The 14,592-nt window shown below is 68.3% G+C and carries 13 protein-coding genes; 8 read left to right on the top strand and 5 right to left on the bottom strand.

What is annotated here, in order from left to right; translation table 11 throughout:
- Positions 1-181: 181 nt before the first annotated feature.
- Both QMX79_RS16065 and QMX79_RS16070 read right to left on the bottom strand, forming a co-directional pair.
- Positions 182-1,138, bottom strand: a complete 957-nt coding sequence (locus tag QMX79_RS16065) for a ribokinase (protein WP_282247624.1) — start codon at positions 1,136-1,138, stop codon at positions 182-184.
- Between the two features lie 25 nt (positions 1,139-1,163).
- On the bottom strand, positions 1,164-2,462 hold the full coding sequence (locus tag QMX79_RS16070) for a nucleoside transporter C-terminal domain-containing protein (protein WP_282247625.1): 1,299 nt from the start codon (positions 2,460-2,462) through the stop codon (positions 1,164-1,166).
- Between the two features lie 203 nt (positions 2,463-2,665).
- On the opposite strand from QMX79_RS16070, the gene QMX79_RS16075 reads away from it, so the two are divergent.
- From QMX79_RS16075 to QMX79_RS16095, 5 genes are all read left to right on the top strand, one after another.
- Positions 2,666-3,637: an aldo/keto reductase gene (locus QMX79_RS16075; RefSeq protein ID WP_282247626.1), complete on the top strand. Its 972-nt coding sequence runs from the start codon at positions 2,666-2,668 to the stop codon at positions 3,635-3,637.
- A 191-nt stretch (positions 3,638-3,828) separates the two neighbouring features.
- Entirely contained in the window at positions 3,829-4,026 is a 198-nt protein-coding gene (locus tag QMX79_RS16080; RefSeq protein WP_068849295.1) for a hemin uptake protein HemP, read from the top strand.
- 163 nt (positions 4,027-4,189) lie between these two features.
- Positions 4,190-6,385: a TonB-dependent hemoglobin/transferrin/lactoferrin family receptor gene (locus QMX79_RS16085; RefSeq protein ID WP_282247627.1), complete on the top strand. Its 2,196-nt coding sequence runs from the start codon at positions 4,190-4,192 to the stop codon at positions 6,383-6,385.
- A gap of 5 nt (positions 6,386-6,390) precedes the next feature.
- Positions 6,391-6,960 (top strand): Hemin transport protein, encoded by a 570-nt coding sequence (locus tag QMX79_RS16090; protein WP_282247628.1) that lies wholly within the window; start codon positions 6,391-6,393, stop codon positions 6,958-6,960.
- Positions 6,961-6,974: 14 nt separating this feature from the next.
- The gene (locus tag QMX79_RS16095; protein WP_282247629.1) at positions 6,975-7,904 is read left to right on the top strand and encodes a DUF6607 family protein; all 930 of its coding nucleotides are present in this window, start codon (positions 6,975-6,977) and stop codon (positions 7,902-7,904) included.
- A gap of 55 nt (positions 7,905-7,959) precedes the next feature.
- On the opposite strand, the gene QMX79_RS16100 is transcribed toward QMX79_RS16095, so the two are convergent.
- The 3 genes from QMX79_RS16100 to QMX79_RS16110 form a co-directional block, all read right to left on the bottom strand.
- Positions 7,960-8,313 (bottom strand): DMT family protein, encoded by a 354-nt coding sequence (locus QMX79_RS16100; RefSeq protein ID WP_068849300.1) that lies wholly within the window; start codon positions 8,311-8,313, stop codon positions 7,960-7,962.
- Between the two features lie 72 nt (positions 8,314-8,385).
- Positions 8,386-10,869 carry an FtsX-like permease family protein gene (locus QMX79_RS16105; protein WP_282247630.1) on the bottom strand — a complete coding sequence of 828 codons (2,484 nt, stop codon included), beginning with the start codon at positions 10,867-10,869 and terminating at the stop codon, positions 8,386-8,388.
- Positions 10,866-11,465 carry an ATP-binding cassette domain-containing protein gene (locus tag QMX79_RS16110; RefSeq protein ID WP_282247631.1) on the bottom strand — a complete coding sequence of 200 codons (600 nt, stop codon included), beginning with the start codon at positions 11,463-11,465 and terminating at the stop codon, positions 10,866-10,868. The genes QMX79_RS16105 and QMX79_RS16110 overlap by 4 nt, the downstream gene beginning before the upstream one ends.
- Before the next feature lie 120 nt (positions 11,466-11,585).
- On the opposite strand from QMX79_RS16110, the gene QMX79_RS16115 reads away from it, so the two are divergent.
- The 3 genes from QMX79_RS16115 to QMX79_RS16125 all read left to right on the top strand — a co-directional run bounded on the left by QMX79_RS16115 (position 11,586) and on the right by QMX79_RS16125 (position 14,458).
- Positions 11,586-12,251 (top strand): arylesterase, encoded by a 666-nt coding sequence (locus tag QMX79_RS16115; protein ID WP_282247632.1) that lies wholly within the window; start codon positions 11,586-11,588, stop codon positions 12,249-12,251.
- A gap of 73 nt (positions 12,252-12,324) precedes the next feature.
- On the top strand, positions 12,325-13,038 hold the full coding sequence (locus QMX79_RS16120) for a response regulator transcription factor (protein ID WP_019182442.1): 714 nt from the start codon (positions 12,325-12,327) through the stop codon (positions 13,036-13,038).
- 148 nt (positions 13,039-13,186) lie between these two features.
- Positions 13,187-14,458: a HAMP domain-containing sensor histidine kinase gene (locus QMX79_RS16125; protein WP_282247633.1), complete on the top strand. Its 1,272-nt coding sequence runs from the start codon at positions 13,187-13,189 to the stop codon at positions 14,456-14,458.
- Positions 14,459-14,592 lie beyond the last annotated feature (134 nt).

Below are 14,592 nucleotides of genomic sequence, written 5' to 3' on the forward strand. Positions count from 1 at the left end.
GGTTTGCGGGGGGCGCCGTGAACCCATCCATGGGGGCTTGGTCGCGGCATCCATGCCGCTCACACCCCCGCAAACCCGCCCCGACCCGCCTTTGATGGATTGTCGGTGACGGGACGAAAGGCAGAAAAAAACCGGCGCTTTGCGCCGGTTCTGGTAGGGCACGACCGTTGGTCGTGCGGTCTTACACGTCCGCGGGCGTGTAATGCGGCATCGCTACGGCGGCGCCTTCCTTTTCGGTGGAACGGCCGGCGAACTGGTTGGCGAAGCGGACGTGGCGGGCGAAGGCGGCGTCCGGGTCCTGGGCCAGGGAGGCGACCAGGGCGCCGTTGAAGGCGTCGCCGGCGCCGGTGGTGTCGAGCACCTGGACCTGTTCGGCGCCCACGCGGTAGTAGGGCTGGGTGTCGCCGCGCAGGTTCTCTTCGGCGTGCGAGACGAACACGCCGACTGCGCCGAGGGTGACCACCACGGTGCCGTTGCCGACCAGCTTGCGGCACAGGGCGTGCAGGCTGGCGCCGTCGAGGGCGGCAACGTCGTCGGCGTCGACGCGCTCGCCGACATGGCGGCCGAGCAGGGCGGCGAATTCGGTTTCGTTGGGGGTCAGGACATCGGCGAGCTTGAGCAGGCCGATGCTGGAGGGGGCGTCGGCCGGGGCGGCGTTGAGGACGGTGGTGGCACCGGCTTCGCGGGCGATGGCCAGGGCCGCTTCGATGGTTTCGACCGGGGATTCGAGCTGGGCCAGCACGACCTTGGCACCGGCCAGCAGGGCGCGCTGCTGCTCGATGTAGGCGGTGCTGAGCGCGGCGTTGGCGCCGGGGCCGATCACGATGGTGTTGCGGCCGCGGCTGTCGACGTAGATGCCGCCGGTGCCGGTGGGCTCGGTGCTGGCTTCGGCGCTCAGGGCGAAGCCGTCCTGTTCGGCCAGGCCACGGGCCATGGCGCCGCCGGCGTCATCGCCAAGGGCGCACAGGAAGGTGGTCGGGGCGCCGGCACGGCGGGCGGCCACGGCCTGGTTGAAACCCTTGCCGCCGGGGCCGGTGCTGTAGCGGCCGGCGATGGTCGCACCCGGGGCCGGGAGCGATTCGCAACGCCACACATGATCCACGTTGAAGGAACCGACTACGACGACACTGCTACTCATAAAGACTGTTTCTCGGGAACGGATATCAGCTGAAATGCGTCAGCACGCCGGCGATGGTCGCCGTCATGAAGGTGGCAATGGTACCGCCCAGCACGGCACGCAGGCCGAACTTTGCCAGGTCGTGGCGGCGCTCCGGTGCCAGCCCACCAATACCACCGATCTGGATGGCGATCGAGCTGAAATTGGCGAAACCGCACAGGGCGTAGGTGGCGATCAGGCGGCCTTCAGCCGAGAGCGACACGCCGGGGACCTGGCCGTTGACGATTTCGGAGAGCTTGGAATAGGCGACGAATTCGTTGATGACCACTTTCTGGCCGATCAGGGAGCCGACGGTGGTGGCATCGGCCCACGGGGTGCCGATGACCCAGGCGATCGGGGCCAGCAGGTAGCCGAAGATGGTCGACAGGTCGGTCGGGCGGCCGATCATGGCCTGCAGGCCGGTGATCTCGCCGAACCAGGTCAGCGGGGCGTTGAGCAGGGCGATCAGGGCGATGAAGGCCAGCAGCATGGCGCCGATGTTCAGGGCCAGCTTGAGGCCGTCGCCGGCACCGGCGGCGGCGGCGTCGATGATGTTGCTGGAGGTCTTCTCGACTTCCATCTTCACGGTGCCGCGGGTCAGCGGGGTGCCGGTTTCGGGCACCAGCAGCTTGGCCACCACCAGGGTGGCGGGGGCCGCCATGATGCTGGCGGCCAGCAGGTGCTTGGCGTAGAAGGCCTGCTGGACCGGGTCGTTGCCGCCCAGCATGCCCACGTAGGCGGCGAGCACGCCGCCGGCGATGTGTGCCATGCCGCCGATCATCATGGTGATCAGCTCGGACTGGGTCATCTTGGCGATGTAAGGGCGCACGGTCAGCGGCGCTTCGGTCTGGCCGATGAACACGCTGGCGCAGACGCTGGTGGTTTCGGCGCCGGACACGCGCATCACCTTGGTGATCGCCCAGGCCATGCCGCGCACGATCCACTGCATCACGTTGAGGTGGTACATGACCCCCATCAGCGCCGAGAAGAAGATGATCGTCGGCAGCACCTGGAAGGCGAAGATGAAGCCAAACTGGTTGGTGTCCATCAGGCTGCCGAAGATGAAGCGCGAGCCTTCATTGACGAAGCTGAGCACCTTGACGAAGCCGTCGCCGAGCAGCGAGAACGCTTCGCGCCCACCGGGCATCAGCAGCACTACCGCGGCGAAGGCGATCTGCAGGGTGATACCGGTGATCACCAGCCGCCAGTCGACGGAACGCTTGTTGTTCGAGAACAGCCAGGCGATGCCGATCAGCACTGCCAACCCGAACAGGCCGAAGCCAATCCTGCCCAAACCTTCGACCATCAGACTTCCCCTAGGGCGCCGCGAAAAACGGGAAGCCTAGAGCAGCGGCCGGGGCGGGGCAAGGAAAAGCAGCGTCCGGGGGGCGATCGGCCGCGATCGGGCAAGTATCCACAGGGGTTCGGGCCCGCCGGGCGATACACTGATGCGACTCATTCCGGCCGCGCCCCGGTGTCCTGGCGCAGCCATCCAGCAGGAGAAAACGCATGCACTACCGCCGCCTGGGCTCGTCCGGGCTGAAGCTGTCGGCCTTGTCCTTCGGGGCCTGGGTCACCTTCGGCGACCAGATCAGCCGTGACGAGGCCCGCAACCTGGTTGCCTGTGCCTGGGACCACGGGATCAACTTCTTCGACAACGCCGAGGGCTATGCACGCGGCCGCGCCGAGCAGGTGATGGGCGATGTGATCGCCGACCTGCGCCTGCCCCGCGATGGGGTGTGCGTGTCCAGCAAGGTGTTCTTCGGCGCGGTGGACGAGCCGCGGCCGACCCAGCATGGGCTGTCCCGCAAGCACGTGACCGATGCCTGCCACGCCGCACTCAAGCGGCTGCGGGTGGACTACCTGGACCTGTATTACTGCCACCGGCCGGACCCGGACACCCCGATCGCCGAGACCGTGCTGGCCATGGACACGCTGATCCGGCAGGGCAAGGTGCTGTACTGGGGTACCTCGGAGTGGTCGGCCGCGCAGATCCAGGAAGCGGTGGACGTGGCGCGACGCCACAATCTGCACCTGCCGACGATGGAGCAGCCGCAGTACAACCTGCTGCACCGCGAGCGGGTCGAGCGCGAATACGCGCCGCTGTACGCCGACCCGGGGCTGGGCACCACGATCTTCTCGCCACTGGCCTCGGGCCTGCTGAGCGGCAAGTACAACGCCGGGTTCGATCCGGACTCGCGGCTGGGCCAGGCCCAGATGGGCTGGCTCCGCGAGCTGGTACTGGGCGATTCGGCCGAGGCCCGGCTGGACAAGGTGCGCGCCTACAGCGCGCTGGCGGCCGAACTGGGCCAGTCGCCGGCGCAGCTGGCCATTGCCTGGTGCCTGCGCAACCCGAATGTCTCCAGCGTGATCCTCGGCGCCAGCCGGGTCAGCCAGCTGGAGCAGAACCTGGGCGCCCTCGACGTGCTGGAGCAGGTCGCCGACGCCGACTGGAACCGCGTTGAGGCAATTTTCGCGTAGAGCCACGCCCTGCGTGGCTTCGCGGTGCCGGCGCCCTGCGGACAGCCACGCAGGGCGCGGCTCGATTGATAGGCTCCATCAATCGATTTCCTAAAATCGATCATAAATTTCATCAATGAACATGAGAATGGTTGTTGATTGTCAACTGAGAATCATTATCATTTAACTCGTCCCTCGCACGAGTCCAGACAATGAACACTCAAGCCGCTGTACTGCTGCGCCCCGAAACGCTGACCCTCCGCGACCGCCCGGTCCGCGCCGTTCCGGCCGAAGAAGTGATCGACAGCGAGGCCCTGCTCAAGGGTCGCCGCGAAATCCTGATCCAGCATGGCGACCGCTTCTATCGCCTGCGCCACACCAGCAACGACAAGCTGATCCTCACCAAATAACGGCCCGCCTCCCCCACGGGGTGCATCCGCGCGGCCGCGCGAGGCATCCCCACGGCCCGCCGCCTGCATCGCTCTCTCCCCCTCGGCACGTCGCCTGCGACCGCTTGGTCCCTGGCGTCTGTCGGGGGTCTCCTTCCGCGTCCAGCCGACCCTGCCCACCCACATGATCCGTCCTACCGCCCTGAGCCTTGCCTTGTGGCTGGCGCTGCCAATGGCCGCCGCCCACGCCGCTGCCCCCGCCGCCGGCGCTGCCGACGCGCGCGACTTCGACCGCGTGCAGGTCACCGCCACCCGCACCGAACGTGCGCTCAGCGATGTGGCCGCCACCGTCGATGTGATCGACCGCGAGCAGCTGGACGACCACCTGGTGCGCAACATCAAGGACCTGGTCCGCTACGAGCCGGGTATCTCGGTGACCAGCAGCCCGGCCCGGTTCGGCTTGGGTGGGTTCCGCATCCGCGGGCTCGATGGCAACCGCGTGCTGATCCAGACCGACGGCATTGCCATGCCCAAGGCCTTCAGCATCGGCAGCTTCTCCGACGCCAACCGCAACTTCACCGACCTGGAAACGCTCAAGCGGGTCGAAATCGTGCGTGGTCCGGCCAGCGCGCTGTACGGCTCCGATGCACTGGGCGGCGTGGTGGCCTTCGTCACCAAGGACCCGGCCGATTACCTCAAAGACGGCAAAAACAGTTACGTCGGCCTGAAGTTCGGCTATGACGGCGAATGGAACGGCCTGCTGGGCAGTGCCACCACCGCCTTCGGCGGCGACCACTGGAGCGGCATGGTGAATGTCAACCATCGCCAGGGCCAGGAAACCGAGAGCATGGGCGATGTGCGCAGCAGCGACCGCACCCGCACCGCCGCCAACCCGCAGGACCGCGATGGCCGCAGCGTGCTCAGCAAGCTGGTCTACGCGCCCAGCGAGGACCAGCGCTTCCGGCTGACGGTGGAAGGCAACGAAGACAGCGTGGACACCGACGTGCTGTCGGCCATCGACCACACCACCACCACCGGCATGCAGGCGCGTGACCACCAGACCCGCGCGCGGGTGTCGTTCGCGCACGAAATGGAGAACCTGGCTGCGGGCTTCGCCGACAGCCTGTCCTGGCAGTTGTACCGCCAGGACAGCGAAACCACCCAGCGCACCGACGAACAGCGCGCCAACCGCACCACGCGCCACCGTGAGTTCAACTTCGACCAGCGCGTGTACGGGCTGCAGGCCGCGTTCCACAAGGCCCTGCAGACCGGCGCGGTCGAGCACGCGCTGACCTATGGTTTCGATGGCACCTGGACCGAAACGCGGCAGAAGCGCGACGGCTACCAGGTGCTGGCCAACGGCCAGACCAGCACCACGATCCTGCCCGATGCGTTCCCGGTGCGCGATTTCCCGATCAGCAAAACCACCGAGCTGGGCCTGTACGTGCAGGATGAAATGCGCTTCGCCGATGGCCGCTTCTCGCTGGTGCCGGGCGTGCGCGTGGACCACTACGAACTGCGCCCGGACGTGGACCCGATCTTCGCCGCCGACAACCCGGGCATGCCGGTATCGGACCTGACCAAGACCAGCGTGTCGCCGAAGCTGGGCATGGTGTGGCGCTTCGCAGATGACTGGTCGCTGTTCGCCGGCTACTCGCACGGCTTCCGCTCGCCGCCGTACAACGACGTCAACCTGGGCTTCACCAACGTGATGTTCGGTTACACCGCCATTCCCAACCCGGACCTCAAGCCGGAAACCAGCGACGGCCTGGAACTGGGCGTGCGCTTCCTGACCCCGGCCGCGTACGTGAGCCTGAGCGGCTACTACAACGACTACAAGGACTTCATCGAGTCCCAGCGCCAAGTCGGCATCAACCCGCAGGGGCTGATCGTGTTCCAGTCGCAGAACATCGCCGACGCGGAGATCTACGGTGCCGAGCTGAAGGCCGGCGTCGACTTCGGCGAACTCAGTGCGGCACTGGCCGGCTGGTCGTTGAACGGCGCGGTGGCGTGGTCGCGCGGGCAGGACAAGACCGAAGACGTGCCGCTGGAATCGATCGATCCGCTGCGCGGCACGCTCGGTGTTGCCTTCGACCGCGATGCGTGGGGCGTGGAGCTGCTGGGTACCTTCGCCAAGCGCAAGGACCGCATGGCCAGCGCCACCGCATTCCGCCCGGCCGGCTATGGCGTGCTGGACCTGGTGGCGCACTGGGACTTCGCCCCCGGCGCCAAGATCAACGTCGGCGTGTTCAACCTCGGCGACCGCACCTACATCGATTACTCCGCGATCACCTCCGCGCTGGCCTCCAGCAGCACGGTGATCGACCGTTACACCAACCCTGGCCGGAACGTCTCGGCCAGCCTTGCCGTGAGCTGGTAGCCATCATGAGCCGAGCCCTTTCCGCACTGCGAACCCCCGACCGGTACCTGCGCCCTGGCCAGCTGCCTTCCCCGGAACAGCTGGCGGCACTGGGCACGGTGCTGTGCCTGTACCGCCCCGAAAGCAGCGAGCTGGGCGGCTGGAAACACGCCGTCTCCGCCCATGCCTGCCAGGGCATGGACAGCGAAGGCATCCGCGAAAGCCTGTGTTTCTCCGATGCGCGCGGGCGCTGCTGCTGGCGGCTGTACCTGCTGCCCGACAGTGATTTCCTGGCCTGGGACCGCCTGGTATCGGCGTTCCCGGCACGGCCGGAGCCGGCCAACGATGGCGGCGTGGCCGAGCGCCTGTGGCGCCGGCTGGCCACGCGCCTGGGCGGCGAGCCCTGGCGGATGTGCGCACTGCGCCTGCACGCCCGCAACGGCCAGGCGCTGGCCGCCAGCGTGGCCTCGCTGTCGGTGCTGGGCGCCACCGCCGCGCGGCGCATCGCGCGGGTCGAGGGCGCCGATGGCGAGCTGTGGGTCGATGAGTCCAACGTAGTACCGCTTGTCCACCTTTCTTCCACCCGACCTTCCTGAAGGGACCTTCGTCGATGAAATTCCAGACAGCCAGCGCGTGGCTGCTGCTTGCCGCCACCGGCATCGCCCACGCCCAGCCCTCCGACCTGCAGCGCGACCACGCCAGCATCCTGGCCATGAAGGGCGAATACATCGTCGATTTCGCCTTCGATGAAACCGTGCTGCTCAAGCCCGGCTATGAGCGCGCGCCGGCCGTGCGCAGCGGCGGCAACGAAGTGGTGATCGTGGTCGAGGACAGCCCGAAGCGCATCGTGCTGCAGCACCTGCTGGTGGATGGCAAGAGCGGCCACGTGACCAAGCACTGGCGACAGGACTGGGTATACGAGGCGCCGACCCGCTTCGAGTTCAGCGCCGACCAGACCTGGCAGGTGCGTGCGATCGATCCGGCGGTGAACGCCGGCGCGTGGACCCAGTGCGTGTATGAAGTCAGCGATGCCCCGCGCTACTGCGGTACCGGCCGGTGGAACTACAACAACGGCGTGGCCACCTGGACCAGCGACCTCAGCTGGCGGCCGCTGCCGCGCCGCGAATACACCCGCCGCAGCGATTACAACGCGCTGGCCGTGGTCAACCGGCACACGCTCACGCCCAACGGCTGGACCCACGAGCAGTTCAACACCAAGATCCTGCGCAACGCCGACGGCAGCCAGCAGGAGATCGCGCGTGAGTTCGGCTTCAACGACTACAACCGCACCACCGAGGTCGACTTCAAGCCGGCCTACGACTACTGGACCGCAACGGCCGATTACTGGGCCAAGGTACGCACGCGCTGGGACGGCTTCCTCGGCCAGGCGCCAGGCGTGCACCTGAAGACCAAGCTGGATGGCATGGCAATGATCATTCCGCTGTTCACCCAGGCGCAGGACCTGCAGGACGGCAAGAAGGTCAAGGACACGCAGATCGACGCGGTGTTCAAGCAGTGGGTGGAAAAAGCACCTGAATGACCATTGGGACGTCAACCGACCAACGGTCGGTTGCTACCGAATGACGGCTGCGCCGTCATTCTTTGAACATCAGGAACGCGGCCACCACGATCAGGCCGAACGCGGCGTAATGGTTCCACTTCAGCGGCTGGTCCAGGTAGAACGCGGAGAACACCGCGAACACCACCAGCGTGATCACTTCCTGCATGCCCTTCAGCTGCGGGGCCGAGTACACCGCGCTGCCCAGCCGGTTGCCCGGCACCTGCAGGCAGTACTCGAAGAAGGCGATGCCCCAGCTGACCAGGATCACCATCATCAGCGGCGCGCTCTTGTACTTGAGGTGGCCGTACCAGGCGAAGGTCATGAAGATGTTGCTGCCCAGCAGCAGCAACACGGGGTACAGGTAAGCGGTGAACGACGTGCCGGGCATCGCGGGCATTCTCTGGGGGCAGGGGCGGGCAGCATACCTAGGGCCGGCCCCTGCCGGTGTCATCAATCGCGTTCATGCCTCGCGAAGGGCCAGCGCTGGCGGGGTGTGCAGGATCCGCCGCGTGCCCCACCAGCCGGCCAGCATGCTCAGCGCCACGCCCAGCGCGCCGCCGACCAGCAGCGGGCCCCACGGCGGGCTGAGCTGAAGTTCGAACACCTGCCGGGCCACCACGCTGCCCAGCAACGCTGCGGTGCCCACCGCCAGCAGCGAGGACAGCAGCCCCAGCGCCCCGAACTCGACCAGCACCGCGCCGCGCAGCTGGGTGCGGGTGGCGCCCAGTGTGCGCAGCACCGCGCTGTCGTAACGGCGTTCACCGGCCGTGGCCTGCAGGGCGGCCAGCAGCACCAGCACCCCGGCCAGCAGGCTGAAGCCCATCACCAGCTGCACCGCCTGGGTCACCCGGTCCACTACCTCGCGCACCCGCTGCAGGATGCTGTCGATATCCAGCAGCGAAATGTTCGGGTACTGGCGGGTCAGCCCGGCCAGTGCCGGGGCCTGCTCGCGGGGCAGGTGGAAGGCGGTGATCAGGTTGTACGGCGCATCGCCCACCGCCCCTTCATTGAGCAGCAGGAAGAAGTTGACCCGGAACGAGTCCCAGTCGGCCTTGCGGATGCTGGTCACGGTGAAGCGCCGTTCCTGTTCGCCCATCTGCAGGGTGACCGTGTCGCCCAGCTTCATCCCGTAGCGCTCGGCCCAGCCCTGTTCGATCGAAGCTTCGGCCGCCGTGCTGCCCGCGGCCCAATACCTGCCGCTCAACAGCGTGTTGGCCGGCGGGAAATCATGCCGCCAGGAGAAGTTGACCGGGCGGTTGGCGTCGTCATCGTCGTTGCTGTTGTCTTCGCGTTCCTGCCGCTGCGGGGGCCTGTCGTTGACGGCCAGCAGCCGCCCGGTGCTGAACGGCTCGATTCCCGGCGACTGCACGCCCAACCCGTCCAGCGCGGCCAGCACCGCCTGGCGCTGTTCGGGCTGGATGTTCATCAGGAAGTAGTTCGGGGTATCGCTGGGCAGGCGGTCGCGCCACTGGGCCAGCAGCCCGGGGCCGATCACCGACAGCAGCAACAGCGCGCACAGCGACAGCGACAGCCCCACCAGCTGCATCACCGCCAGCCCGCGGCGCCGGGTCAGCGCGGCCAGGCCCAGCTTCCAGCGCCCGCGCAGGCGCGGCTGCAGGCCGCGCAGCAGCCACAGCAGGGTAGCCCCGGCCGCACCCGCCAGCAGCGCCAGCGCAGCCAGCCCGCCCAGCACCCAGGCCGCCAGCCGCACATCGCCGGTGGCCTGCACGGTCAGCGCCACGGTGGCCGCCAGCGCGGCGGCATAGACCAACAGCGAGCTGGGCGGCAGGGTGGCGAAGCTGCGGTTGAGCACCCGCATCGGCGGCACCTTGCGCAGCCGCAGCAGCGGCGGCAGGCCGAAGCCCAGCAGCAGCACCAGCCCGATCCCGGCCCCGCTCAGCGCCGGGGTCGCCTGCGGCAGCGGCAGCCGGCCCGGAATCAGCCCGCCCAGTGCCTGCACCAGCCCGGCCTGCGCGGCCATGCCCAGCCCGATCCCGACCAGGCAGGCCGGGATGGCCAGCAGCACCAGCTGCAGTGCCATCGCGGTGAGGATGTCGCGATTGCGTGCGCCCAGGCAGCGCAGCACTGCCACCTGGTCGATCCGGCGCAGCGCGAAGCGGTTGGCAGCCAGGGCGGTGGCCACGCCCGCCAGCAGCACCGCCAGCAGCGCGGCCAGCGACAGGAAGCGGCCGGCCAGGTCGAATGCCCCACGCACGCCACGCTGGGCATCGGCAATGCCGACGATGCGCAGGCCCTTGGCGCGCGGCTGCAGCCAGCCACGGAAATCGGCAATGGCCTCGGGGCTGCCGGCAAACATCATCCGGTACGAGGCGCGGCTGCCCGGGCCGAGCAGGCCGGCGCGGTCCACGTCGATGCGGTTGACCAGCAGCGGCGGCGACAGCTGCATCAGCTCGCCGGAGGTATCCGGCTCGGCCTGCAGCACGCGGGTCACGGTGAGCGTGCCGGCGCCGAATTCGAGTTCATCGCCCACCTTCAGGCCCAGCGCCTGCATCAGGCGCAGGTCGGCATAGGCTTCGCCGGCGGCCGGGGTACCAGCCACTTCGCCGGCGCCGCCCGGGGCGCGGCTGACCCGCAGTTCGCCACGCAGCGGATAGCCGTCGCTGACCGCCTTGATGTTGGCCATCTGGCTCTCATCGCCATGGAACAGCACGCTGGGGAAGCTGACCATGCGGGTGCTGGCCAGGCCACGCGTGCGCGCCTCGTCGGCGAAGGCCTGCGGCACGTCTTCGCGGCCGCCCAGGCCGAGATCGCCACCGAGCATTTCCGCCGCGCTGCTGGTCAGCGCCAGGGTGACCCGGTTGACCAGCGTGCCCACCGCCGTCATCACCGCCACCCCCAGCACCAGTGCGGCGAACACGGTCAGCAGGTCACCGGCGAGGAACTCCCGGCGCAGCGCGCGCCCGGCATGGCGCAGCACCTTCATGCGGTGATTCCGGCGGCATCGACCAGGCGGCCGCCATCGAGCCGGTAGATGCGCTCGCAGCGCTGGGCCAGGCGCAGGTCATGGGTCACCAGCACCAGGGTGGTATCGCTGGTGGCGTTGAGCGCGAACAACAGGTCGCTGATCTGCTGCCCGGTGGCCTGGTCCAGGCTGCCGGTGGGCTCATCGGCAAACAGGATGCGCGGCCGCGCCACGAACGCACGCGCCAGCGCCACGCGCTGCTGCTCGCCGCCGGACAGCTGGCGCGGGTAGTGGCGGGCACGGTGGGTCAGCCCGACCTGCGCCAACACCTCGCGCACGCGCGCCGCATCCTCGCGCCCGGCCAGTTCCAGCGGCAGCGCGATGTTTTCTTCAGCGGTCAGCGCCGGCAGCAGGTGGAAGCTCTGGAACACGAAGCCGACCTCGCGGGCGCGCAGCTGCGCGCGGGCTTCCTCGTCGAGCGTGCCCAGCGTGGCTCCGGCCAGGGCGATGTCGCCGCGGCTGGGCAGGTCCAGGCCAGCCAGGAGGCCGAGCAGGGTGGTCTTGCCCGACCCGGACGCGCCGACGATGGCCACGCTCTCGCCTTCATGGACGGTCATGTCAATGTTGTCCAGTATGTGGACTTCACCCTCCGGGCCACGTGCGGACTTGCCCACGTTGTGGGCGGCGATGGCGACGGGCGCGCTGCGGGGGGACAGGCTGTCGATGAGGATTCTCCAATGTACCGAGCAAAATGGGCGGGCCACGCGGCCCAGGTGTTCTTGCTTCTGGCAGGGTTGCTGCTGCTGCCTGCGCTGGCATGTGCCAAAGGTGCGGACACCCGGCACGCGGTGCTGGTGGTCGGCGACAGTCTCAGTGCCGCCCACAATATCCCGGCCGCATCGGGCTGGGTAAACCTGCTTCAGCAGCGGGTTAGCCAGCAGATCACGCCGCCGCCGGCGATCATCAACGCCAGCATCAGCGGCGAAACCAGCTCCGGCGCGCTGACCCGGCTGCCGGCGCTGCTGGACAAGCACCGGCCGTCGGTGGTGGTCATCGAACTGGGCGGCAACGACGCCCTGCGCGGGCTGAGCCCGGCGCAGCTGCGCGGCAACCTGGAAAAGATGATCGTGGCCAGCCAGAAGGCCGGCGCCAAGGTGCTGCTGCTGGGCATCGACGTGCCGCCCAACTACGGGCCGGCCTACCGTGACCGCCTGCGCCAGGTCTATGCGGGGCTGGCCAGCCAGTACAAGGTGGCGCTGCTGCCGTTCCTGCTGGAGGGGGTGGCGGTGCAGCCCGGGCTGATGCAGGGCGACGGCCTGCACCCCACCGCCAAGGCCCAGCCGAAGGTGCTGGACAACGTCTGGCCGCTGCTCAAACCCCTGTTGAACGCCCCGCCGAACTGATCCGTGAGCGGCTTCACACCGCCTCCACCGACGATCCGGCATGTTTCACAAAGCTGAAGAAAGAGGGACTCCCATGCGTCAGACAAAGGAAACCTCCGGCCTGGTGCTGGTGGTCGAAGACAACCGCAATATCTCCGAGATGATCGGGGAATACCTGGAAGGCCGCGGGTTCGAAGTGGACTACGCCCAGGACGGGCTGGACGGCTATCGTCTGGCGGCCGAGAACAGTTACGACGTGGTGGTGCTGGACCTGATGCTGCCGCGCCTGGACGGCATCGAAGTCTGCCGCCGGCTGCGCAACGACGCGCGCAAATCGACGCCGGTGCTGATGCTGACCGCGCGCGACACGCTCGATGACAAGCTCACCGGCCTGGGCTTCGGCGCCGACGATTACCTGACCAAGCCGTTCGCGATCCAGGAGCTGGAAGCCCGCCTGCGCGCGCTGATCCGGCGCGAACGTCGCCAGGTGGGCTCGGAAGTGCTCAAGGTCGCCGACCTGGTGCTGGACCCGGTCAGCATGCGCGCCACGCGTGCGGGCACCGAGCTGCAGCTGTCGCCCATCGGCCTGCGCCTGCTCACCATCCTGATGCGCGAATCGCCGCGCGTGGTGACCCGCCAGGAAATCGAGCGCGAGATCTGGGGCAACGGGCTGCCGGATTCGGACACGCTGCGCAGCCACCTGTACAACCTGCGCAAGATAATCGACAAGCCGTTCGACCGTCCGCTGCTGCACACCGTGCAGAGCGCCGGCTACCGTATTGCCGATATCGCCCAGCCGATGAGCTGATGCGCCGCACCGCAGGGCGCATGATGGCAGGGGCCTGTGGCCCCGATGTACACGATGCCCCGGCACTTGCCGGGGCATCGTCGTTGCTTGCACGATGGAATAACGGCGCGCTTTCCTATAATCGCGGCGACCCGACCTGGACTTCGTAATGCCGCACGGTCTGCCGCGCAAGATCCGCATTGTCTTCATCCTGCAGGCCGTACTGGCGAGCCTGGGCATCCTGCTGGGCGCGTGGCTGGTCTCGCTGGTGATCAAGCACAGCCTGGTCAGCAGCGCGCTGCAGGAAGAGGCGACCTATTTCTGGGACCTGCACGCGGCTTCGCCCGCGCAGCCGCCGCCGAACACGCGCAACATCCGCGGCTACCTGCTGGAGGCCGGGCAGTCGGCGCTGAGCCTGCCGCCCAACCTGCGCACGCTGGCGCCGGGCTTCCACGAGTTGAAGGCCGACGACCAGCTGGTGCTGGTCGATGCACGCCCGGAAGGGCAGCTGTACCTGGTGTTCCTGCGTTCGCGCGCGGAGATGCTGGCGTTCTGGTTCGGGATCGTGCCGGTGCTGTTGACGCTGCTGGCGGTGTATGGGGCGTCGTGGATCACCTACCGGGCGTCGAAGCGGCTGGTCTCGCCGGTGAACTGGCTGGCGCGGCGGGTATCGCGCTGGAACCCGGGCCATCCGGAGGCGTCTGACCTGGCGCCGGACAAGCTGCCGGCTGACATGCAGGGCGAAACGCGGCAGCTGGCGGCGGCCCTGCATTCGCTGGCCACGCGTGTCACCGCGCACGTGGCGCGCGAGCGCAACTTCACCCGCGATGCGAGCCATGAGCTGCGCACGCCGCTGACCGTGATCCGGGTGGCCAGCGACATGGCGCTGGGCGACCAGGACATGACGCCGCGGCTGCGTCGCGGGTTGCACCGCATCCAGCGCGCAGGGCGCGACATGGAGGCGGTGATCGATGCGTTCCTGATCCTGGCGCGCGAGGCGGACGTGGAGCCGCAGATCGAGCTGTTCGACGTCAACGAGATCGTGCGCTACGAAGTGGACAACGCGCGCGAGCTTATCGCGGGCCGGCCGGTGGAGATCCACCTGCACAGCGAGGGGCCGGTGCAGCTGCACGCGCCGCCGCGGGTGCTGCAGGTGGTGGTCAGCAACCTGCTGCGCAATGCGTGCAGCTACACCGACGAAGGCCGCATCGACGTGGACGTGCTGGACGACCGGGTGGTGGTGCGCGACACCGGCATCGGCATGTCGGCCGAAGCGCTGTCGCGCGCGTTCGAGCCGTTCTACCGCGCCGAACCCAGCCGCCCGCAGGGCACCGGCCTGGGCCTGTCGATCGTGCGCCGCCTGTGCGACCGCTTCGGCTGGAAGATCGCCCTCACCAGCGAACCCGGCATCGGCACGCAGGCCACGATCAGCTATCGCTGACGCGCAAAAGCGCAGAGCAACGGCGTTTCCATTGCCTGCGTGCAGGTGAGCGGCGGGGGTGGGCCCGCGGGGGGCGCCGTGAACCCATCCTTGGGGGCTTGGTCGCCGCATCCATGCGGCTCACACCCCCGCAA

The organism is Stenotrophomonas sp. PS02300, from assembly GCF_029959395.1.
Taxonomy (GTDB): domain Bacteria; phylum Pseudomonadota; class Gammaproteobacteria; order Xanthomonadales; family Xanthomonadaceae; genus Stenotrophomonas; species Stenotrophomonas maltophilia_AD.